At 67.2% G+C, this 20,759-nt stretch carries 19 protein-coding genes and 1 riboswitch; of the genes, 10 read left to right on the forward strand and 9 right to left on the reverse strand.

The genetic code is table 11. The features are described 5' to 3' along the window. Positions 1-114: 114 nt before the first annotated feature. Positions 115-249, reverse strand: coding sequence for a hypothetical protein (locus ACFO5K_RS26735; RefSeq protein ID WP_378568605.1), 135 nt, complete (start codon positions 247-249; stop codon positions 115-117). Positions 250-317: 68 nt separating this feature from the next. Beyond that, positions 318-414: riboswitch (TPP riboswitch) on the forward strand. Between ACFO5K_RS26735 and ACFO5K_RS26740 the strand changes: the two genes are divergently transcribed. The 4 genes from ACFO5K_RS26740 to ACFO5K_RS26755 all read left to right on the forward strand — a co-directional run bounded on the left by ACFO5K_RS26740 (position 405) and on the right by ACFO5K_RS26755 (position 3,756). Beyond that, positions 405-1,112: a TenA family protein gene (locus tag ACFO5K_RS26740; RefSeq protein WP_378568607.1), complete on the forward strand. Its 708-nt coding sequence runs from the start codon at positions 405-407 to the stop codon at positions 1,110-1,112. Its footprint overlaps the riboswitch before it by 10 nt. Then, complete coding sequence (locus ACFO5K_RS26745; RefSeq protein WP_378568609.1) at positions 1,109-2,131, forward strand: ABC transporter substrate-binding protein; 1,023 nt, start codon at positions 1,109-1,111, stop codon at positions 2,129-2,131. The genes ACFO5K_RS26740 and ACFO5K_RS26745 overlap by 4 nt, the downstream gene beginning before the upstream one ends. Further along, positions 2,109-2,957, forward strand: a complete 849-nt coding sequence (locus tag ACFO5K_RS26750) for an ABC transporter permease (protein ID WP_378568611.1) — start codon at positions 2,109-2,111, stop codon at positions 2,955-2,957. The genes ACFO5K_RS26745 and ACFO5K_RS26750 overlap by 23 nt, the downstream gene beginning before the upstream one ends. Then, positions 2,950-3,756, forward strand: coding sequence for an ABC transporter ATP-binding protein (locus tag ACFO5K_RS26755; protein ID WP_378568613.1), 807 nt, complete (start codon positions 2,950-2,952; stop codon positions 3,754-3,756). Before ACFO5K_RS26750 ends, ACFO5K_RS26755 begins: the two co-directional genes overlap by 8 nt. 29 nt (positions 3,757-3,785) lie before the next feature. Here the strand turns inward: ACFO5K_RS26755 and arfB are convergent, their stop codons facing one another. Then, positions 3,786-4,214 carry an alternative ribosome rescue aminoacyl-tRNA hydrolase ArfB gene (arfB, locus tag ACFO5K_RS26760; protein ID WP_378568615.1) on the reverse strand — a complete coding sequence of 143 codons (429 nt, stop codon included), beginning with the start codon at positions 4,212-4,214 and terminating at the stop codon, positions 3,786-3,788. Positions 4,215-4,517: 303 nt separating this feature from the next. Here arfB and ACFO5K_RS26765 point away from each other — a divergent pair, with 303 nt between their 5' ends. Further along, the gene (locus ACFO5K_RS26765) at positions 4,518-5,129 is read left to right on the forward strand and encodes a PepSY domain-containing protein (RefSeq protein WP_378568617.1); all 612 of its coding nucleotides are present in this window, start codon (positions 4,518-4,520) and stop codon (positions 5,127-5,129) included. 37 nt (positions 5,130-5,166) lie between these two features. Here the strand turns inward: ACFO5K_RS26765 and ACFO5K_RS26770 are convergent, their stop codons facing one another. The 4 genes from ACFO5K_RS26770 to ACFO5K_RS26785 all read right to left on the reverse strand — a co-directional run bounded on the left by ACFO5K_RS26770 (position 5,167) and on the right by ACFO5K_RS26785 (position 8,452). Beyond that, positions 5,167-5,700 carry a VOC family protein gene (locus ACFO5K_RS26770; protein WP_378568619.1) on the reverse strand — a complete coding sequence of 178 codons (534 nt, stop codon included), beginning with the start codon at positions 5,698-5,700 and terminating at the stop codon, positions 5,167-5,169. Between the two features lie 18 nt (positions 5,701-5,718). After that, positions 5,719-7,059, reverse strand: coding sequence for an MFS transporter (locus ACFO5K_RS26775; RefSeq protein ID WP_378568621.1), 1,341 nt, complete (start codon positions 7,057-7,059; stop codon positions 5,719-5,721). A 62-nt stretch (positions 7,060-7,121) separates the two neighbouring features. Further along, the gene (locus tag ACFO5K_RS26780) at positions 7,122-7,952 is read right to left on the reverse strand and encodes an SDR family NAD(P)-dependent oxidoreductase (RefSeq protein WP_378568623.1); all 831 of its coding nucleotides are present in this window, start codon (positions 7,950-7,952) and stop codon (positions 7,122-7,124) included. An 8-nt stretch (positions 7,953-7,960) separates the two neighbouring features. Further along, positions 7,961-8,452 carry a nuclear transport factor 2 family protein gene (locus ACFO5K_RS26785; protein WP_378568625.1) on the reverse strand — a complete coding sequence of 164 codons (492 nt, stop codon included), beginning with the start codon at positions 8,450-8,452 and terminating at the stop codon, positions 7,961-7,963. A gap of 231 nt (positions 8,453-8,683) precedes the next feature. On the opposite strand from ACFO5K_RS26785, the gene ACFO5K_RS26790 reads away from it, so the two are divergent. Then, positions 8,684-9,694, forward strand: a complete 1,011-nt coding sequence (locus tag ACFO5K_RS26790) for an SDR family oxidoreductase (RefSeq protein WP_378568627.1) — start codon at positions 8,684-8,686, stop codon at positions 9,692-9,694. Between the two features lie 34 nt (positions 9,695-9,728). Here ACFO5K_RS26790 and ACFO5K_RS26795 read toward each other — a convergent pair whose 3' ends face one another. Then, positions 9,729-9,860, reverse strand: a complete 132-nt coding sequence (locus tag ACFO5K_RS26795; RefSeq protein ID WP_378568629.1) for a hypothetical protein — start codon at positions 9,858-9,860, stop codon at positions 9,729-9,731. A 68-nt stretch (positions 9,861-9,928) separates the two neighbouring features. Between ACFO5K_RS26795 and ACFO5K_RS26800 the strand changes: the two genes are divergently transcribed. After that, positions 9,929-11,029, forward strand: a complete 1,101-nt coding sequence (locus tag ACFO5K_RS26800) for an enolase C-terminal domain-like protein (RefSeq protein WP_378568631.1) — start codon at positions 9,929-9,931, stop codon at positions 11,027-11,029. Between the two features lie 153 nt (positions 11,030-11,182). Continuing rightward, complete coding sequence (locus ACFO5K_RS26805) at positions 11,183-12,964, forward strand: thiamine pyrophosphate-requiring protein (protein ID WP_378568633.1); 1,782 nt, start codon at positions 11,183-11,185, stop codon at positions 12,962-12,964. A gap of 49 nt (positions 12,965-13,013) precedes the next feature. Here the strand turns inward: ACFO5K_RS26805 and ACFO5K_RS26810 are convergent, their stop codons facing one another. Further along, complete coding sequence (locus ACFO5K_RS26810; RefSeq protein ID WP_378568635.1) at positions 13,014-16,082, reverse strand: FAD-binding and (Fe-S)-binding domain-containing protein; 3,069 nt, start codon at positions 16,080-16,082, stop codon at positions 13,014-13,016. Positions 16,083-16,201: 119 nt separating this feature from the next. Then, on the reverse strand, positions 16,202-16,912 hold the full coding sequence (gene sodC, locus ACFO5K_RS26815; RefSeq protein ID WP_378568637.1) for a superoxide dismutase[Cu-Zn]: 711 nt from the start codon (positions 16,910-16,912) through the stop codon (positions 16,202-16,204). 163 nt (positions 16,913-17,075) lie between these two features. Between sodC and ctaD the strand changes: the two genes are divergently transcribed. Then, a complete protein-coding gene (gene ctaD, locus ACFO5K_RS26820) occupies positions 17,076-18,827 on the forward strand; it encodes an aa3-type cytochrome oxidase subunit I (protein WP_378568639.1) in 1,752 nt (583 codons plus the stop codon). 35 nt (positions 18,828-18,862) lie between these two features. Next, entirely contained in the window at positions 18,863-20,683 is a 1,821-nt protein-coding gene (locus ACFO5K_RS26825) for a glycoside hydrolase family 15 protein (RefSeq protein WP_378568773.1), read from the forward strand. Positions 20,684-20,759: the final 76 nt, after the last annotated feature.

Below are 20,759 nucleotides of genomic sequence, written 5' to 3' on the forward strand. Positions count from 1 at the left end.
CTGATGCCGATCACCGACAGTTGCCGCCACGGCGAACATGATGCCCGACCTGGCCATCTATCGGGCGAGAACCGAGAACTCGATTGGGAGACATGACCTAGTAGTCGAATTCTGTCACTGACTACGTTCGGCGATGCCCATGGTGATGAGAAATCCGGCGATGAAGAATCCGTAGCCCTCCATGATCCACAGCGTCCGGGTGGCCGACGGGCCGAGCACGAGGCCGTGCTCGGCAGCGCCGGTTACCACAACTGCCGGGACTACGCGCGGAACCCGGTCCGAACCCGCATGTCGGCGGTCGCTGCTAGGGTCGGTCGAGTTCGGACACGGGGTGTCTCGCGACCGCGAGGCTGAGAACAGACCCGATGAACCTGTTCAGGTAATGCTGACGAAGGGATGTCACGGTGTTGCGCGCCACCACCACGAAAAATGACCTGTTCACCGATCACCTCTGGGACCGGACCGAAGTCCTGCGCAGTGCGATCGACGACCTGGAATTCCTGCGCCACCTCGGCGAGGGCACGTTGCCACTCGAGGTGTTCCGCACCTACATCGAACAGGATTCGCTGTACCTCACCGGGTACTCCAAGGCGCTGGCGATACTCGCCGCCAAATCGCCGGACCCGCAGACCGCGGCGTTCTGGGCCACCTCGTCCGCGAACGCGGCCACGGTCGAGTCCGCCATGCACAACGAGCTGCTCACCGGTGGCGCGCTGCCCCCACGACAGGGCGAGCCGCAACATTCCCAGACCTGCCTGGCCTATGTCTCCTACCTGATCGCCGCCGCCGCGACCGAGTCCTACGCCGTCGCCGCGGCGGCCGCGCTGCCCTGTTTCTGGATCTACGCCGAAGTGGGACGCGACCTGGCCGCGAGCGCCGCGAAAGTGATCGCGGCCGACCCGGCCCACCCCTACGCGCAGTGGGTCACCACCTACGGCGCCGAGGAGTTCCAGCAGGCCGCGGCCACCGCACGCGCGCTGGTCGACGCGGCTGCCGAGGCGGCGAGCGAACAGGAGCGCGCGGCCATGGAGAAGGCATTCGTACTCGCCGTGCGCTACGAGTTGATGTTCTGGGACACCGCCCTGCGCCCGCAGCCCTGGCCCGCCGCATGAGGGGGCGTCTGCGCCGCGCGATCGCGGTCATGGCGACCACCATCGCGACGCTGTCGCTGCTCACCGCCTGCGGCACCGGCGGCGGCTCCGACCAGACCATCCGATTCGCGCTGGACTGGACCCCGAACACCAATCACGTCGGCCTCTATGTCGCGTTGCAGCGCGGCTACTTCGCCGATGCCGGTCTGGATGTGCAGGTCCTGCCGTACAACAACACCTCGGTCGACACGGTGATCGATGCCGGCAACGCCGAATTCGGGATCAGCACCCACAATTCGTCGACCTTCGCCCGGGCCTCGGGTGCGCGGGTGAAGTCGGTGCTCGCCCCGCTACAGCACTGGGCGACGGGCATCGGGGTACGCGCCGATCGCGCCGACCTCGCGAGCCCGAAGGACCTCGACGGCAAGACCTATGCCGGGTTCGGCGACCCCGGTGAGCGTGAGGCGTTGCAGCAGGTGATCCGCAACGACGGCGGCACCGGTGATTTCACCTCGGTGGTGCTGGGATCCTCGGCCTACGAAGCGGTCTATTCCGGCAAGGCCGACTTCACCGTGTCGTACCTGGCGTGGGAAGGGATCGAGGCCGAACACCACGGCACCCCGATGCGCTACTTCAAGTACACGGACTTCGGTTTTCCGGACGCCTACGCCATCGTGATCGACGCCAACGAGGGCTGGCTGGCCGACAACCCGGACCGCGCCGCGCAATTCGTGCAGGCGCTGCAACGTGGCTACCGGTTCGCCGCGGACAACCCGGATGCGGCGGCCCAGGATCTCATCGACGCCAATCCGGGCGCGTTCACCGATGAGGCGCTGGTGTTCGAGAGCCAGCGCATGCTGGCCGAGCAGTTCATGACCGACGCCGAGGGCAAGGTCGGCACCCAGACCGTGGAGCAGTGGTCGGCCAATTCCAGCTTCCTGTACCGCAGCGGTCTGCTGACCGGACCCGATGGGAAACCGCTGACCACCGAACCCGACTGGTCGACATATTTCACCAATGAGTACCTCGCCACCCCGTGAGCTGTCGGTAGTCGCGTCGTCGCCGGCCCCCACCGGCGACGGCGGGACGGGCCCGTGGGCGGGGATCCGGTGGGCGGTGCCGTCGTTGGTCACGGTGGCGTTGCTCGTCGTGATCTGGCAGGTCTATGTCGCGATCAGTGGTGTCCGTCCGCAGGTGCTGCCGTCACCGCTGCGCGTCGTCCAGCAGGGATGGGCGCATCGCGACGAGATCAGCACCCACGCCGCGGCCACCTTGCAGGTGACACTGATCGGGTTCGCGGTGTCGCTGAGCCTGGCATGGGCGCTGGCGGTGGTCGTGGACTTCTCCCCCTGGCTGCGGCGCGCGTTGGTGCCGCTGTTCGTCGCGTCGCAGACCGTGCCGATCGTCGCGATCGCGCCGTTGATGATCATCTGGTTCGGGTTCGGTCTGTTGCCCAAGATCCTGGTCGTCGCGTTGGTCACCTTCTTCCCGATGGCCATCGGCCTGATCGAGGGCTTCGCCGCGGCCGACCGCGACGCGGGCGCGCTGCTGCGCAGTATGGGCGCCACCCGGCTACAGGTGTTCCGCTATGTGCGACTGCCGTCGGCCCTACCGCGGTTCTTCACGGCGCTGCGGATCGGGATCACCTACGCGGTCGTCGGCGCGGTGTTCGCCGAGTACGTCGGCGCGAGCGTCGGTCTCGGCATCTACATGAGCTTGCAGAAGAATTCGTTCCGCACCGACCTGGTGCTGGCGGCGGTGCTGGTGGCGGCGCTGCTGAGTATCGCGCTCTACCTGTCGACGTTCGCGATCGAACGATTCGTCGCGCCGTGGTCGCGCGCGCAGAACAGGAGCCGACGTGACTGACACCGGAGGCGACCGAATCGTCGTCGACCACCTCACCAAGTCGTTCCCGCAGCCCGGGCGGTCCAGCCCGGACCTCGCCGTACTGGGCGGGGTGTCGTTCACGGTGCGATCGGGGGAATTCGTCACCGTCATCGGGCCCAGTGGTTGCGGCAAGAGCACCGTGTTCAACATGCTGGCCGGCCTCGAATCCCCCGACTCCGGCAGTGTGAGCTTCCGCGCGGCCGCCGGCGAGGACACCGCATCCCACTGCGCCTACATGCCGCAGAAGGATCTGCTGTTCCCGTGGCGCACCGTTGTCGACAACACGATCCTCGGCTTGCGTGTCCAGGGTGTTCCCAAGGCCGAGGCCCGGCGCCGCGCCCGCGAGCTGTTCCCGGTGTTCGGCCTGTCGGGTTTCGAAGAGGCCCGGCCGTCCCAGCTCTCGGGTGGGATGCGGCAGCGGGCCGCGCTGCTGCGGACCGTCGTCCAGGATCGCGAACTGCTGCTGCTCGACGAACCCTTCGGCGCGCTCGACTCGCTGACCCGCACCGAGATGCAGTCGTGGTTGGAACAGGTCTGGCAACGCTACCGCTGGATGGTGCTGATGATCACCCACGACGTCCGTGAGGCGGTGTACCTGTCGGACCGTGTGATCGTCCTGTCGGCGCGCCCGGCCACCGTGCGCCACGAACTACGCATCGACCTGCCGCGTCCGCGCGGGCTGGCCACGATCACCGCCCCCGAGTTCGTCGCGCTGGAAGAGGAACTGCTCACGATCCTGCACGAGGAATCGCGTCGGGCCTTCGCCGAACAGCGGTAGCCGCACCGGCTGATCACGGCCTCCTACAGCTAGTCGTCGGGGGCGGCGCGGCGGTTGCGTTTGACGACGCCGCGCCGCTTCTTCGCCGAGATCCGACGCTCCTTCGCGCCGCGCGAAGGCTTGGTGGCGCGCCGGACCGGTGGCGGGGCGGCAGCGGCGTCACGCAACAGCGAAGCCATGCGCTCGCGGGCTGTCGCACGGTTCTGTACCTGTGTGCGTTGCTCCGAGGCGGCGATCGTCAGCACCCCGTTGACCAAGCGAGTGGCCAGGCGGTCGAGCATGCGGGTGCGCAGCCACTCCGGGACCGCGGGCGAGCCGGCCAGATCGAAAGACAGCTCCACCCGGCTGTCGGTGGTGTTGACGTGCTGTCCACCCGGACCCGACGACCGGGAGAACCGCTCACGCAGCTCGGATCCGGGTATCACCAGCGCCCGGGTCACCGTCAGGTCCGCTGCCATGATCCGACGCCGTTCTCTCCGATTCGCGAGCCGGCTCCGACACTTCGGTCCGGTCGCGACTGAACAATCACCGTGCCGTTCAACGATAGCGAGACCCTGGTACGCGTGTGACAAGCAGGCTGTTCGCACGCACTGCCGCGGGGGGTTGAGCTGTATGTTCGCGCCGGGCGGCGGGCACCGTGCGCACCGGATTCGATTGAGTGTGGCTGCCACGGAGGCGATGGTCACTCCGACGCCGACGCGCCCGTTTGGGCGTCGTAGGAGTGGGCACGTCGGTGGCACAAGCAACGGACGGAGGACGAGATGCCAGTCCATGTCGAATCTGCTCCGAGGCGGTGGCGCCGCGCTTCCCTGGCGGCGGTCGGCGCGTTGTTGGTGGCCGTCGCGGGATGCGGCGAGGACGCCGACGAGGGCGTTGCGGCACCGGGCACCCCGTTGATCCCGACTTCGACGACCGCGATCACGACGAATCAGCCCGAACTGGACCTCGGCGCGCTGCGTACCGCCGGCCGGACCGCGCTCGCCGCCGTCCAGGACAGCACGCTGATCTCGATCGAGACCGAGCGCGATCGGGGCTGGGAGGTGCAGGTCGTCACCGGTGACGGCGTCGAGCACGAGCTGGAAGTGTCCGGCGACGGGAACACCGTCGTCCTGGGGCCCACCGCGAAGAACGAGGACGAGTCCGACAGAGCCGAGCATCGCGACCGGATCGGGGCCGCGCGCGTCGACTATCAGGCGGCCGCCGACACTGTGCTGGAAGAGGTGCCCGGTGGCACCATCACCGAACTGAACCTCGACGGCGACAACGGGACCACCGTCTGGGAAGCGGACGTGATCGACAGCTCGCGGGTCAAGCACGAAGTGACGATCGACGCCGAGTCCGGCGAGGTGGTGGCATCCAGGTCCGAGCGTTGACCTGAACTGGGCGCGACGGTCTACCGCGAGCCAGGGTTCACGACATCGCGGCCCGGCGCGCCTCGACCCGCGCCCACACCTGCGGGTCGGTGCGGGGACCGCCCGGTGTGTCGGCGCCGTACCGCGTGATCTGGGCTTCGAGGTCCAGCGGCGCGGTCAACGAGGTTCCCGGCGCCAGCGCGTCCTCGACGTGTTCGTCGGGCACCAGCCAGCACACCTCGAACTCGATGCCGTCGGGGTCGCGCGCGTAGAGCGCCTTGGTCGATCCGTGATCGCTCGCACCGGTCAGCGCGTGTGCCGCGACGAGCTGGTCCCGGATCTCCGCGAGCTCGGACAACGTGTCCACTTCCCAGGCGACGTGATAGAGCCCGACCGAGCCCGGCGCGCCCGCCGCGGGCCGCCTGGCCTGGAAGAGCCCGAGATCGTGATCGTTCGCCGAGCCGGGATGGCGCAGGAACGCGCCGCCCGGAAAGCCCTCGGCGAGTCTTTCGAATCCGAGAACGTCCTCGTAGAAGGCGATACTGCGGCCCAGATCCGCGACGAACAAGACGATGTGGTTGATGCCCCGCATCTGATGACCTCCTGGCCGCTATGACAGTGGTTGGTCGTGCGCTTCGGCACGCAGGTCCCGGCCCGTGACATCCACCGTAGCGGCGAGAGCGGCCAGGGTGAGTGCGGCGGTGGCCACGATGATCGCGCTCAGTGCGACGCTCGACCCGTCGAAGGCGACCAGCAGGCTGCTCGCGATCAGCGGGGTGAAGCCGGCGCCGATGAGTGCCGCGCTCTGGTAGGCGATCGAGACGCCGGTGTAACGCACCTGGGTGGGGAACATTTCCGACAGCATCGGAGTCAGCGGCGCGTACATCAGGTTCTGCAGCAGCTGGGCGAACATCAGCGCCCCCGTCATGATCCACCAGGAATGACTGTTGATCAGGCTGTACAGCGGGAACGCGTACAGGATCGCGCCCACCGCGCCGATCATCATCACCCGCCGTCTGCCCAACCGGTCCGACAGCGCCGCGCTCGCGGGAATGGCGATGATCGAGACAACGACCACCACGAGCAACGATCGCATCACGTCGCCGACCGCGTAACCGATGCCGGTGGCGTAGGCGATGATGTGTGAGCTCGTCAGGGCGGTCAGCGCGAACGGCGCGAGGCCCGCGATCACGGCGGGGACCAGCAGCCGAGGACGCCGTAGCACCTGCTTCGCGGGCGTCGAGTCCGACCGCGGCGTGGTGGCGAAGACCGGGCTCTCGGTGACTCGCAGCCGAACGTACATCCCGAGCACGAGCAGGGCCGCGCTCAGCAGGAACGGCACCCGCCAGCCCCAGGTCGTGAACTCCGGTTCGGGAAGCTGGGTCACCACGGCGACCGCCCCGGTGGACAGCAGGAACCCGAATGGTGTTCCCAGCTGCATGATTCCGGCCCACCGACCGCGGTTGTCCGCATCGGCGTGCTCGACCACCATCAGCGCGGCACCACCCCATTCGCCGCCGACCGCGACACCCTGCACGACCCGCAGCAGCACCAACAGGATCGGGGCCGCGACGCCGATGGTGTGATAGGTGGGTAGCAGACCGATCGCCGCGCTGGCGATCCCCATCATCAGCATGGTGATCATCAACATCGACTTGCGGCCGACGCGGTCACCGAAATGGCCGAAGATCACACCACCGAGCGGACGGGCGACATACCCGGCGGCGAGTGTGCCGAACGAGGCGATCGTGCTCAACGCCGGATTCGAACCGGGAAAGAACAGCGGCCCGAACACCACCGCGGCCATCGTCCCGTACAGCATGAAATCGTAGTATTCGATCGTCGTTCCGAGCAGGCTCGACAATGCCGCGCGACGGCGAGATCGCGCATCGGTCGCGATATCGGCTCGGGGCACAGAGGCATTCACATTCTCGGGTGGCAGCGTGGTCACCGAGGCACTCCTTGGGTTCGGCCGCGACGCGGTCGTCCGGCCGGGACAGGACCTTCGACAGCTCACCGAACGCCGAAGAGCGCTCCCCCACCGAACGCGGCGCGGTGCGAAACCGGCTGTCCGCCATCGGTATCGGTGATCCCGTACTCGAGGGCCGCCTCGGCGGTGATCACCGTGCTGCCGCTGCGTTCGCCGATCCCGGGATCGGTGGTCAGGGCGAGGACGACCCGGCCGACGAACTCCGGGCTCTCCGCGCCCGCGATCGGGAAGCCCTCGATGTCCTCGACGCCCATCGCCAGAACCTGTTCGGTGCGCACGATTCCGGGCCACAGCGACAGTGTGCTCACACCGGTGCCGTCCAGTTCGACGGCCATGTCGGCGGCCATCTTGTCCAGACCCGCCTTCGACATCCCGTACAGCACCGAGTGCAGGTGGCCGCGGGTGCCGAACGAGGAGATGTTGGCGATGACGCCGCTGCCACGAGCCACCATGAGCCGCGCCGCCTCGACCGAGGCGACGTAGTGCGCCCGAAGGCCGACCCCGATCAGCGTGTCCCAGTCATCGACGGGCCGCTGCCAGAACGGGTCACTGAAACCGGCGAATCCGGCGGGATTGGCCCAGACATTGTTGACGAGCAAGTCGAGCCCGTCCTGCTCGGCGGCGATGCGGGCGAACACCGCGGCGATCTGCGCGTCGTCGCGGTGGTCGCAGCGCACCGCGATGCCCTGGCCGCCCCGGGCGCTCACCTCGTCGGCGGCGACCTCCAACGGTCCGCCGTCACCCGCGGTGCCGCGCCCGGTCAGGTACACCGTCCAACCCGCGGCGCCCAGCGCCAGCGCGATTCCCTTGCCGACGCCACGGCTGGCGCCGGTCACCAGTGCGATCTCGGACATGTCCACTCCTACTGGGTGATTCGGGCGTCGTCGAGCGAACGGGTGATCGCCCACGTCTGGTGGAATGTGCACGAGGCGATCTTCCAGCTGCCGTCTTCGAGCCGGTACTCGTCGGCGTACTCGCCGGTGGCCACGGTTTCGGTGTGTTCGATCAGGTTGACCTGGCGAAACCGCAGCGTCCACTGTCCACTCGCGGTGCCGTCGTCGTGCACGGTGATGTCGGGGTGTACGCCGTGGTGCATGTCGAGGATCGCGTGCGCGCCGTCCACCTGCTGCAAGGCGATCGAGGCGAAGACCGCGGCCATGCCGTCGGCATCGGTCGCGCCGAGGGTGCCGTAGTCCAGCGCCGATCCGACCGCGACGAAGCAGTCGCGGAAGCCCACCGGGTCTTTGGCGTCGCAGGCACGGAAGTAGCGGTGTTTGAGCGCGGTGATCGACTCGACGGCCGCCGATCGGGCGAGCCGGCTTGCCGGGTCGTCGGGGTGTGCTGTTGCCGGCATGGGGCTCCCTGGGTCGAATCGACAGCTCGGTCGGCGAGAACGCCGCGGTGACAATCCGGCACCGCTCCCGCAGCCGACACCGTACGACCGCGCCGATGCCGTTGCTCGCCTGTCCTCCCGCTCATCGGGAAGGCAGGCCCGCCGCGCCGGGCCGGTGGAAAGCGATGCCCGGAGTTTGACCGAATCCTCGTCGGGCACCCGCCACACAGCGTCCGAAGTGAGGAGGAGGCAATGGATCCGACTGAACCGAAAGTTGTCGTGGTGACCGGTGCCAGTGCGGGGGTCGGACGCGCGACCGCCAGAGCGTTCGCCGCCCGAGGTGACAAGCTGGCCCTGCTGGCCCGCGGGGAACACGGGTTGGCGGCCGCCGCCACCGATATCGGTCATCGGGCCGCGGCCGTTCTTCCGATCAGCGTCGATATGTCGGATTTCGATGCGGTCGAGAAGGCGGCGAAACAGATCGAAGAAGAACTGGGACCGATCGATGTGTGGGTCAACAACGCCTTCATCACCGTCTTCGGGCCCTTCGAGGAAATGCGGCCGGAGGAATTCCACCGTGTCACCGAGGTGACCTACCACGGGTATGTCCACGGGACCCGGGTCGCGCTGGAACGCATGCGGTCACGGCAGTCCGGGGCGATCGTGCAGGTCGGGTCGGCCCTGGCCTACCGGGGGATTCCGTTGCAGTCGGCCTATTGCGGCGCCAAGCACGCGATCGAGGGGTTCACCGAGTCCGTGCGTTGTGAACTGAAGCATCGCGGTAGTCCCGTGCAGGTGACGATGGTGCAGTTGCCCGCGGTGAACACGCCCCAGTTCGACTGGGCGCTGAGCCGGATGTCACGCAAGGCCCAGCCGGTGCCGCCGATCTATCAACCGGAAGTGGCCGCGGACGCCGTCGTGTACGCCGCCGAGCATCCGCAGCGCCGCGAGTACTGGGTGGGTACGAGTACGGTCGCCACGCTGCTGGCCAACAAATTCGCGCCCGGGCTGCTCGATCGCTATCTGGGCCGTACCGGCTACGCGGCACAACAGACCGACGAATCCGCGGAGCCGGGTCGTCGGGCCAATTTGTGGCAGCCCCTCGACGACGAGGACGGCGAGGATTTCGGCGCCCGCGGGCGTTTCGATGACCAGGCGAGGACCGTCAGCCCGCAGATGTGGTTGTCACGGCACCATCGTCTGCTCGCGCTGCTCGGTGCGGCGGCGGGCGTTGCCGTCGCGGCCCGAGCGGTACGCGAGTGAATTGCGCTGGGCAACCGGTTGGCTCGGCACGTGGTCAGCTACGTCTGCCCAGCAGGGCGAATCCCACGGCGATCACGACGATGCTGACAACGGCGACAACAGCGATGATCCACATCATGGGTTCGCAGTACCCCGATTCCGCGGAACTACCGGTCGAGTTCGACATCGGCGGGAGGCGAACGCAGTCGCCGATGACGGTGCACTACCGCGCGAGGTGAGTGAACGGAGCCCGAAGTGAGTACTGCCCGAGCGCGTATCGACAGTGACGTGGCAGTCGCGGTGTACGAGTTCCCCACTCCGCAACCGCAGGCCGACGCGACATTGACGTGGGAGGCGACCACCGCGGTGGTGGTGCGGATCGGCGCGCACGGTGCGCAGGGCCTCGGCTGGACGTACAGCTCGCCGGCGGCCGCGCGGATCGTCACCGCCGACCTCGTCCCGGTGCTGTCGGGCAGGTCGGTGTTCGACCCCTCGGGAACCCTGATCGCCATGCGCAGAGCGTGCCGAAATATCGGGACCAAGGGTGTGGTCGCCCAGGCGATCAGTGCCGTGGACGTGGCGCTGTGGGATCTGCGGGCCCGGCTGCTGGCGGTGCCTTTGTCCACGCTGTTCGGTACCTCACGGCACGCGATCGCGGTGTACGGGTCCGGTGGCTTCACGACGCTCGACGACGGGCAGCTGGACGATCAGATCGACCTGTGGCGGCGAGCGGGTTGTCCGGCGATGAAGATCAAGATCGGCGAGCGGTGCGGCAGCGACCCCGCGCGGGATCTGACTCGCGTGCGCCGATTCTCCGATCGCGCCGGCGAGGGCGTCCGATTGATGGTCGACGCCAATGGCGGATATACGCCAGGACAGGCGCGCCGGGTCGGGGCCGAGCTGGACCGGTTGGGAGTCGAATGGTTCGAGGAGCCGGTGACCAGCGACAACCTCGACGGACTCGCCGTCGTGCGCGATTCGGTGCGCTGCGACGTCGCCGCCGGTGAGTACGTATACGACGAATACGACGCCGCCGAACTGCTCGGGGTGGTGGACTGTCTACAGCTGGATCTGACCAGATGCGGCGGCTACACGGGTTTTCTCCGGTGTGCGGCGCTGGCCGCGGCCCGGGGGCTGGACGTGTCCGCGCACTGCGCGCCCTCCTTGCACGCACCCGTGGCCGGCGCCGTACCGAACCTGCGCGATATCGAATGGTTCATCGACCATGCCCGGCTGGAACCGCTGCTGGTCGACGGCGCGCCCACGGTCGCCCACGGTGAGCTGCCCGTGCCGGTCGACGGGCCCGGGCACGGAATGCGGATCGCGGCGACGGCGGCCGACTATCGACAGCACTGACCGGGGCACCGAGGTGTCGGGCACCGGCCACAGCGTCGGCGCCCACCGCCACCCGTAATCGTGGTTGGCCCCGTTGGCAGCGGGTAGTCGCCGCGTAACTGCGGCCGACGCCGAGTTGACGAGGTACCCACGGACCGAGATTGGAGGCAGCGCATGTCGATGCAGGTCGGCGATTACGTACTGCAACGATTGCGAGAGTGGGATGTCCGGCAAGTGTTCGGATATCCGGGTGACGGGATCAACGGGCTCGTCGCCGCGTTCGGCAGGGCCGGCAACGACCCGCAGTTCGTGCAGTCCCGGCATGAGGAGATGTCGGCCTTCGAAGCGGTCGGCTACGCCAAATTCAGCGGTCGAGTCGGTGTTTGCACGGCCACCTCTGGACCGGGTGCGATTCATCTGCTCAACGGTCTGTACGACGCCAAACTCGATCACGTGCCGGTAGTGGCGATCATCGGCCAGACCGCGCGCAGCGCGATGGGCGGCAGCTACCAGCAGGAGGTCGACCTCCAGAGCCTGTTCAAGGATGTGGCGTCGGACTACCTGGTGGAGGTCAATGTCTCGGCCCAGCTGCCGAACGCGCTGGATCGAGCGTTCCGGGTCGCGGCCACGCGACGGGCACCGACCGCGATCATCATTCCCGCCGATCTGCAAGAGGAGGAGTACGAGCCGCCGGAGCACGCGTTCAAACATGTGCTGTCGAGCCCGCCCGGTTTGCCCGTTTCGACCCTGATTCCCGCCGAGGACGAGATCCGGCAGGCCGCCGAGGTACTCAATGCGGGCTCCAAGGTGGCGATCCTGATCGGCCAGGGTGCGCGAGAAGCTGCCGACGAGGTCATCGAGGTAGCCGACATCACCGGCGCGGGAGTGGCGAAAGCCCTGTTGGGCAAGGATGTGCTGGCTGATGACCTGCCTTTTGTCACCGGCCCGATCGGGCTGCTCGGCAGTCGGCCCAGCTATGAGCTGATGCGCGATTGCGACACCTTGCTGATCGTCGGATCCAACTTCCCGTACACCCAGTTCCTACCCGAACCCGGGCAGGCGCGTGCGATTCAGATCGATTGTGACGGCACGTTCATCGGGATGCGCTATCCGACGGAGGCGAATCTGGTCGGCGACGCGAAAGCGACGCTGCGAGCGCTGCTCCCGATGCTCGAGCGCCAGACCGACCGTGCGTGGCGCGAAGATATCGAGAAGAACGTGCAGCGGTGGTGGGAGACCGTGGAACGTCAGTCGATGTTGAGTGCCGATCCGGTCAATCCGATGCGGGTGGTGTGGGAGCTGTCGCAGTGCATTCCCGACAACGCCATCGTCACCGCGGATTCCGGTTCCTCGACCAATTGGTATGCCCGCTGCCTGAAATTCCGCGGCGAGATGCGAGGTTCCCTGTCCGGCACCCTGGCGACCATGGGTCCGGGCGTGCCGTACGCCATCGGCGCGAAATTCGCTCACCCCGACCGACCGGTGATCGCTCTGGTCGGCGACGGCGCCATGCAGATGAACGGACTGGCCGAACTGCTCACCATTCGCCGCTACCACGAACAGTGGAGCGATCCGCGCCTCGTCGTCTGCGTATTCCACAACAACGACCTCAATCAGGTCACCTGGGAACTGCGAGCGATGGGCGGGGCGCCGAAATTCGAGGAATCACAGATCATTCCCGACATCTCCTATTGCGACATCGCCCGCGACATGGGGCTCGAGGCGATCGCTGTGGACCATCCCGACGAACTCGGCTCGGCCTGGGACACGGCGCTGGCCGCCCGGCGGCCGGTCGTGCTCGACGTGCGTTGTGATCCGGAGATGGCGCCGATTCCACCGCACGCCAGCTATGACCAGATGCGCGATACCGCCGAGGCGGTGCTGCGTGGCGACCCGGACGCGTGGGAACTCATCAAAAAGGGCGTCAAGATGAAAGCCCAGGAATTCCTGCGCTGACCCCGGAACCAGCGGCCTGACCCCGGGGACCAGCAGCTTGCCCCCGGATTCAGCGGCGGCGGCGGTGGCGCCAGAGCAGTACGCCCGCGACAGCGCCCGCCGCCCCCACCGCCGCAGCGCGCCTGGCTGTCCGGTTGTCCGAACGCGGCGCATCGGCGTCTTCGGTGGACCGGCTGTCGCGGCGTACCGCGGGCAGTAGCGCCTCGGCGAGATGCACCGCCCGGCGCCCGGTGTCGCCCTGCTCGATCTGCGTGCGGCAACTGAAACCGTCCGCGAGGACCAGGGTTTCAGCTGCCGCCGCGCGGACCGCCGGGAGCAGGGCACTTTCCCCGCACCGCATGGATACCTCGTAGTGGCCGCGCTCGAAACCGAAATTCCCCGCCAGCCCGCAACAACCGGAGTCGAGCACCTCGGCGTCGATACCGGCCCGGCGCATTGCCGTGGTGTCGGTGGCGAAGCCCATGACCGCGTGGTGGTGGCAATGCTTCTGTACGATCGCGGCCACATCGACCTGATCTGGTTCCCACCGGCGCGGGGCGTGATGCAGCAGCGCCTCGGACAGGGTCACGAAGCGACGCGAAAGACGTTGCACCTGTTGGTCTTCGGGCATCAACTCTTCGGCGTCTGCCCGGAACACGGCCGTGCACGAGGGCTCCAGACCCACGACGAGGGTGTCTGTTTCGATCCAGGGTCGAAGTACTTCGATGGTCCGCCGCAGGGCCTTCTTCGCGGTCGGCAGTTGCCCGGAGGATATCCAGGTGAGCCCGCAGCAGACGGTGTCGGTCGGCACGGCTACCGCGAACCCCGCGGATTCGAGTACCTCGACCGCGGCCCGGCCGATGTGCGGGTCGAAATGGTTGGTGAAGGTGTCGGGCCACAGCACCACCGTCGCGGGATCGCCCGGCCGCGGTTGTCCTGCCGCCCGCTCACGACGCCACCACGACTGAAACGTCTCGGTCGCGAAGTCGGGCGCGCGCCGTTGCGGCGCGATCCCGGCCAACCGCTTGCCGAGGGCAGCGATGACCGGGGCGTGTAGCAGGAGGTTCGCCAGCTCGGGCACCGGCTCGGCGAGTTTGGCCAGTAGCGGCAGCCAGCCGAGTGAGTAGTGCGCCATCGGACGTAGCCGGTGCCGATAGTGCTGGTAGAGGAATTCTGCCTTGTAGGTGGCCATGTCGACCCCGACCGGGCAGTCGCTTTTGCAACCCTTGCAGGCCAGGCAGAGATCGAGCGCGTCGCGCACCGCCGTCGAACGCCAGCCGTCACTGATCGGTGAATCGGGATGGCCGCCCAGCATTTCGAACAGCAACCGGGCACGTCCGCGAGTGGAGTGTTCCTCGTCCCTGGTCGCCTGGTACGACGGGCACATCACGCCTTGTTCCGGGTGCGGCTGCCTGCACTGCCCCACCCCGACGCACCGCAGCACCGCGCGGTTGAAGCTGTGGTCGTCGTGCGGATAGGCGAATTGGGTGGGGCCGGCATCCGGATCCCAGTCCGCGCCGAACCGCAGGTGGGCGTCGAGCGGATACGGTGCGGTGACCTTGCCGGGGTTCATCCGATTCGCCGGATCGAAGAGTCCTTTCAGCTCCGCGAACGCCTGCACGATCTCCGAGCCGAACATGCGCACCAGCAGCTCACCGCGCGCCTGACCGTCACCGTGCTCACCGGACAGCGATCCGCCGTAGGACCGCACCAGATCGGCACTTCGCTGGACGAAGTCCCGATAGGTCCGTACCCCCGACGCGGTGGTGAGCCGGAACGGGATGCGCACGTGCAGACAGCCGTGGCCGAAGTGGCCGTACAGGGCGGGATGGTTGTAGCCGAACTCCTCGAAGAGCTCGTTCAGGTCCCGGATGTAATCCCCGAGTCGCTCCGGCGCGACCGCTGAGTCCTCCCAGCCGGGCCAGCCATCGGATATCTCCGGTGCGCGCGCGGTGGCACCGAGCCCGGATTCGCGGGCTTTGAGCAATTCTGTCTGCTCATCGGCATCGGCGGTGAGCACCACGTCGATGTCGTCCTCACCTCTGCCCAGGCCACGGAGTGCTTCGCGGGCATGCTCCAAGGCGGAATCCGGTGTGTCTCCGCCGTACTGGGCGAGCAACCAGCCGCGTCCCGCGGGCAGCAGCGCGAGCGAATCCACGTGGAGGTCCTTGGCGCGCATGAACTCGGTCAGCCGCTGATCGACTGCCTCCAACTGCACCGGAACCGAATGCTCGAGCACCGCGGGAACCGCATCGGCCGCGGCACCGATATCGGGATAACCCAGCACCAGCATCGCGGTCTCGGGCACCACGGGCATCAGCTTCAGCTCTGCCCGCAGGACGGTGGCCAGCGTGCCCTCGCTACCCACGAGCAGTTCAGCGACCTGGAACCCGTGTTCGGGCAGCAGGGCATCGAGGTTGTACCCCGATACACGCCTGGGGATCTCCGGGAAATACCGACGGATCTGCTCGCTGTGGCGATCACGTAGCTCGCGAAGACCGTGGTACAGCTCGCCGCGCCGCCCACCCGCGTCGATGATCCGATCGAGTTCACCGGCATCGGTCGAGCCCACCCACAAACGCAGCCCGTCGTAGGTGCGGATCTCGAGGCGGTGCACGTTGTCCACGGTCTTGCCGGTCCGCTGCGCGGTGGCGCCACAGGAATTGTTGCCGATCATGCCACCGATCGAGCAGTGACTGTGGGTGGAGGGCCGCGGCCCGAACTCCAGTCCGTACTCACCGAGTTGCCGGTTCAAGTCGTCGAGCACGATGCCGGGCTCCACCACGCAGGTCTTCGCCTCGACATCCACCGAAACGAGTCTGTTGCAGTACTTCGTCCAGTCGATGATCACCGCGGCATTGGTGCTCTGGCCCGCCAGGCTCGTACCGCCGCCCCGCGAGAGGACCGGCGCGCCGTACTCCTCGCAGACGCGCAGGGCGGTGACGGCGGCATCGACAGTCCGCGGCAGCACCACCCCGATCGGCACCTGCCGATAGTTGGATGCGTCGGTGGCGTATGCGCCTCTGGCTCCCGCATCGAAGCGGATGTCACCGTCGACGGCGGCCCGCAGTGCCGCCTCCACACCGGGGACATCGACCCGTGCCAGCCCGGCGGGCGCGTTCGGCAGTGCCGAGTTCACAGTGCTCCTCCCGATCGAATCGACTTCTCGGAGCGGCTGATCCGGATTCGGCCACTACCGGCGCCCTACCCGTCCGCGATACGGACAAACACCATTGCCGGCGCTGGGTCGTACCTACCTCAGGAGACGACCGCACAAGCGACTCGAGCACCCGCGTCGCTGGTGGACAGTGTCTCCTCGTCCGGTACGGGACCGCCGCCGGGCAACGTATAGCGGTCCGGCACGTTGCCGAAATTGCTGGGCTCGGCATGCACGATCACGGCTCGTCCCTGTCCCCCGTTGCGTAGATCTTCGAGGGAGAAGGCACTGGTGGCGGTGGTGAGCATGCCTGTCCCGTCGGGACGGACATGGATATTCGTCAGATCACCGCTCGCCGGATATTCGCTGTGCCCGTCGACCTGGAGGTGGCCGCCGGCGGACAGGAAGTCACCCCGCTCGCCACCGGTGGGTGCGGCCGAATCGGTTTCGCACACGCCGCGTTCGTGTATGTGCACGCCGTGGAAGCCCGGGCTCAGACCTGACACGTCCACTTGCACTTCGACGAATCCGGCCCGCTCGATGAAGGTGACCTTGCTCGCGGTGGTGCCCTGCGCGTCCACGAATCCCGCCGTCAGCGCGTTGCCTCCGGGGGAATGGCCCGGGTACGCCGGGGTCTCCCCGGCGGTGCCGGGAATCGTGGAGCCGGTCCACACCGCAGGGGTGGTTCCGGTCGCGTCACTTGTCTCCTGGTCCGGTGAACAGGCGGCCACCAGGGCCCCGGCAACGGCGATCGCCGCGGTGACCGCGAACGTGCGCGGCGATGCCGGTGTGCCTCGTCTGCTGATTCGCATCTCGTCGCCTTTCTCGATGGTGTACTCACCGGCCGCCTACCCAGCGAACCCCTCTTCACTCCGCTGCCGCGACCAGGCCGGCCCGATCTCCGACACGTTTGGGCGGCGGCAGCGTGGGTAATTCGGCGCCGTCGTGCGGACGCGGATCTTCCCAGGAGGCGCTTTGGCCGAAGTATCGTCTGACCGGATTCCGGCACCGCCTGCCGTGCGCCCATATCCCCGGCGGGTCGCCCCCAAGGGTTCGCGCATCTGGAAGATCGCCACCACGACCGACCCGAAGGTGCTCGGAATTCTCTATCTGAGTACTGCGACCGTCTTCTTCCTGATCGCCGGTCTGATGGCGATGCTGATGCGCGGTGAGCTGGCACGGCCACAGCTGCAATTCCTGTCCCCCGAGCAGTACAACCAGCTGTTCACCATGCACGGCACGATCATGCTGCTGTTCTACGCCACGCCGGTGGTTTTCGGATTCGCCAACGCCGTGCTGCCGCTCCAGATCGGTGCGCCCGATGTGGCGTTCCCACGATTGAACGCGCTGAGCTACTGGCTGTACCTCTTCGGGGCGACGATCGCGACGTCGGGTTTCATCACCCCGGGTGGCGCCGCTGATTTCGGCTGGACCGGTTATACGCCCCTCAGCCTGATGGAGCACGCGCCCGGCGTCGGCGCGGACCTGTGGATCATGGGCCTGGTGGTGTCGGGTCTGGGCACCATTCTGGGCGCGGTCAATATGATCACCACCGTGGTGTGCCTGCGCGCGCCCGGCATGACGATGTTCCGGATGCCGATCTTCACCTGGAACATTCTGGTGACCAGCATTCTGGTGCTGCTCGCCTTTCCGATCCTGACCGCGGCGCTGATGGCACTGGCCTACGACCGCCACCTCGGCGGGCACATCTACGACCCCGCCACCGGCGGGACCCTCCTGTGGCAGCACCTGTTCTGGTTCTTCGGACATCCCGAGGTGTACATCGTCGCGTTGCCCTTCTTCGGGATCATCAGTGAGGTGCTCCCGGTGTTCAGCCGCAAGCCGATCTTCGGCTATACCGCACTGGTCGCGGCCACCCTCGCCATCGCGGGATTGTCGATGGCGGTGTGGGCGCATCACATGTACGCGACCGGAGCCGTTCTGCTGCCGTTCTTCTCCCTCATGACCTTCTTGATCGCGGTGCCCACCGGCGTCAAGTTCTTCAACTGGATCTTCACGATGTGGAAGGGGCAGTTGACCTTCGAGACACCGATGCTGTTCGCGCTCGGTTTCATCGTGACCTTCCTGCTCGGCGGCCTGTCCGGGGTGATCCTGGCCAGCCCGCCGCTGGACTTCCACATCCACGACTCGTACTTCGTGGTGGCGCACTTCCATTACGTGCTGTTCGGGACCATCGTGTTCGCGACCTTTTCCGGTATCTATTTCTGGTTCCCCAAATTCATCGGCCGGTTCCTGGACGAACGTCTCGGCAAGCTGCATTTCTGGACCACACTGCTCGGCTTCCACCTCACATTCCTGGTTCAGCACTGGCTGGGCGATATGGGTATGCCGCGCCGCTATGCGGACTATCTGGCCACCGATGGATTCACCACGTTGAACACGGTATCGACCATCGGGTCATTCATTCTGGGCTTCTCGATGGTGACCTTCGTGTGGAATGTGTTCAAGAGTTATCGCTACGGCCAGGTGGTCACGGTGGACGACCCGTGGGGATACGGCAATTCGCTCGAGTGGGCGACGTCGTCACCGCCACCACGGCACAACTTCTACGAACTGCCGCGCATCCGCTCCGAACGCCCCGCGTTCGAACTGCACTACCCGCACATGTCCGAGCCGATGCGCGCCGAAGCCCATGCCGGATCGGGGAAATGGGGGTCCGGCAAGGGACTCGACGGCGACCTCCGGGACCGGCCACCCGGTGCATAGCCACAATCTGAGCAAAATACACAGGGAGGCAAGCTATTCCATCGCGGATCGAAGATTACGCGCTGCTGGGCGACCTGCAGACCGCAGCGCTGGTGGGCAAGGACGGCAGCATCGACTGGCTGTGCCTGCCGCGGTTCGACTCGTCCGCCTGTTTCGCCGCACTGCTCGACGACGTGGACGCGGGCCGGTGGCAGCTGGCGCCGGCTTGCGCCGACACCACCGTCGGCCGGACCTATCGTGGTGACTCGCTGATCCTGGAGACGCGATGGCGAACCCCGCACGGCACCGTACGCGTACTGGACTGTATGCCGCCACGTGGCGGGGCGGCCGATGTGGTGCGCGTCGTGGAGGGTGTGACCGGCACCGTGCCGATGCGGATGGACCTGCGACTACGGTTCGACTACGGCAACATCGTGCCCTGGGTGCGCCACAGCGACGGCGCGCTGTCGGCGGTGGCCGGGCCCGACTCGGTGTGGCTGCACACTCCGGTCGAACTACACGGCCACGACATGACCACCACCGCCGAATTCGAGGTGCGTGCCGGGCAGCGCGTCCCGTTCGTGCTCACCCATCAAGCTTCCCACCTCCCCCAGCCCCGGTCGGCCGATGCCGAAACGGCGTTGATCGAAACCGAGCAGTTCTGGTCCGATTGGATACGCCAGTGCACTTATGACGGGCCGTGGTCGGCTGAGGTGCGCCGCGCCCTGGTCACGCTCAAGGCGCTGACCTACGCGCCGACCGGAGGCATCGTCGCCGCGGCGACCACGTCGCTGCCCGAACAGCTCGGCGGCCGGCGCAATTGGGACTACCGCTACTGCTGGCTGCGCGATGCCACCTTCACCTTGCAGGCACTGCTCGGCACCGGATTCGTCGACGAAGCCAGGGCGTGGCGGGAATGGCTGATCCGTGCGGTGGCCGGGGACCCGTCGAAGTTGCAGATCATGTACGGACTCGACGGGTCGAGGCGGTTGCCCGAACAAACCCTGCCCTGGCTGTCGGGCTACGAAGGCGCGAGGCCGGTGCGGATCGGCAACGCCGCCGCCGGGCAGTACCAGCTCGACGTGTGGGGCGAAGTTCTCGACGGTCTGCACCTGGCCAGGCAATCCGGTCTGGCGACCACCGATGTCGCATGGGATCTGCAGCGTGCGCTACTCGACCACCTCGAGGGCCACTGGGACGAGCCGGACAACAGTTTGTGGGAGATGCGTGGCCCGCGACGGCACTTCGTCCATTCGAAGGTGATGGCCTGGGCCGGACTCGACCGTGCGGTGCACACGGTCCGCGCACACGGCCTCGACGGCCCGATCGACCGCTGGCGCGCGGTCCGCGATCGAATCCACGCCGAAGTGTGCGAAAAGGGATACGACGCCCAGCGAAATACCTTCACCCAGTTCTACGGATCGCAGGGGCTCGATGCCGCTCTACTGCTGATTCCGAGAGTGGGCTTTCTGCCGTGGAACGACCCGCGGATGCGCGGCACCGTCGACGCCGTGCAACGCGAACTCAGCAGTGATGGTTTCCTGCTGCGTTATCGCCCGGAGGCCCCCGGCAATGTCGACGGCCTACCAGGTACCGAAGGCGCCTTCCTGCCCTGCGCATTCTGGCTGGCCGACGCCTTGCACCACGTCGGCCGCCCCGACGAGGCCCGCGCACTGTTCCAGCGACTCCTCGACCTGCGCAACGACGTCGGCCTGCTCAGCGAGGAATACGACCCCGCCACCGGTCGCCAGCTGGGCAACACACCGCAGGCGTTCACCATGGTCGGGCTGGTCAATACCGCCCGCGAACTCGGTGGTGCCCCGGTCGAAACCTCAGTGGACGCGGGACTGCCTGCTCACCGTTCCCCGTCGGGATAGGCCCGCAGGATCGTCACGATACCCCGGCCCGCGCCTTGGTGGCCGCCACGAGCGGAGTCCGGCCCTCCTCGACGCG

This window comes from Nocardia halotolerans (assembly GCF_042650145.1).
GTDB classification, from domain to species: domain Bacteria; phylum Actinomycetota; class Actinomycetes; order Mycobacteriales; family Mycobacteriaceae; genus Nocardia; species Nocardia halotolerans.

Excerpts from the sequence above, each read along its gene's own strand:
- ACFO5K_RS26795 (WP_378568629.1), bottom strand. The coding sequence starts at position 9,860 with ATGTCGAACTCGACCGGTAGTTCCGCGGAATCGGGGTACTGCGAACCC.
- ACFO5K_RS26790 (WP_378568627.1), top strand. The coding sequence starts at position 8,684 with ATGGATCCGACTGAACCGAAAGTTGTCGTGGTGACCGGTGCCAGTGCG.
- sodC (WP_378568637.1), bottom strand. The coding sequence starts at position 16,912 with ATGCGAATCAGCAGACGAGGCACACCGGCATCGCCGCGCACGTTCGCG.
- ACFO5K_RS26770 (WP_378568619.1), bottom strand. The coding sequence starts at position 5,700 with ATGCGGGGCATCAACCACATCGTCTTGTTCGTCGCGGATCTGGGCCGC.
- ACFO5K_RS26745 (WP_378568609.1), top strand. The coding sequence starts at position 1,109 with ATGAGGGGGCGTCTGCGCCGCGCGATCGCGGTCATGGCGACCACCATC.
- ACFO5K_RS26765 (WP_378568617.1), top strand. The coding sequence starts at position 4,518 with ATGCCAGTCCATGTCGAATCTGCTCCGAGGCGGTGGCGCCGCGCTTCC.
- ACFO5K_RS26805 (WP_378568633.1), top strand. The coding sequence starts at position 11,183 with ATGTCGATGCAGGTCGGCGATTACGTACTGCAACGATTGCGAGAGTGG.
- arfB (WP_378568615.1), bottom strand. The coding sequence starts at position 4,214 with ATGGCAGCGGACCTGACGGTGACCCGGGCGCTGGTGATACCCGGATCC.
- ACFO5K_RS26780 (WP_378568623.1), bottom strand. The coding sequence starts at position 7,952 with ATGTCCGAGATCGCACTGGTGACCGGCGCCAGCCGTGGCGTCGGCAAG.
- ACFO5K_RS26785 (WP_378568625.1), bottom strand. The coding sequence starts at position 8,452 with ATGCCGGCAACAGCACACCCCGACGACCCGGCAAGCCGGCTCGCCCGA.
- ACFO5K_RS26750 (WP_378568611.1), top strand. The coding sequence starts at position 2,109 with ATGAGTACCTCGCCACCCCGTGAGCTGTCGGTAGTCGCGTCGTCGCCG.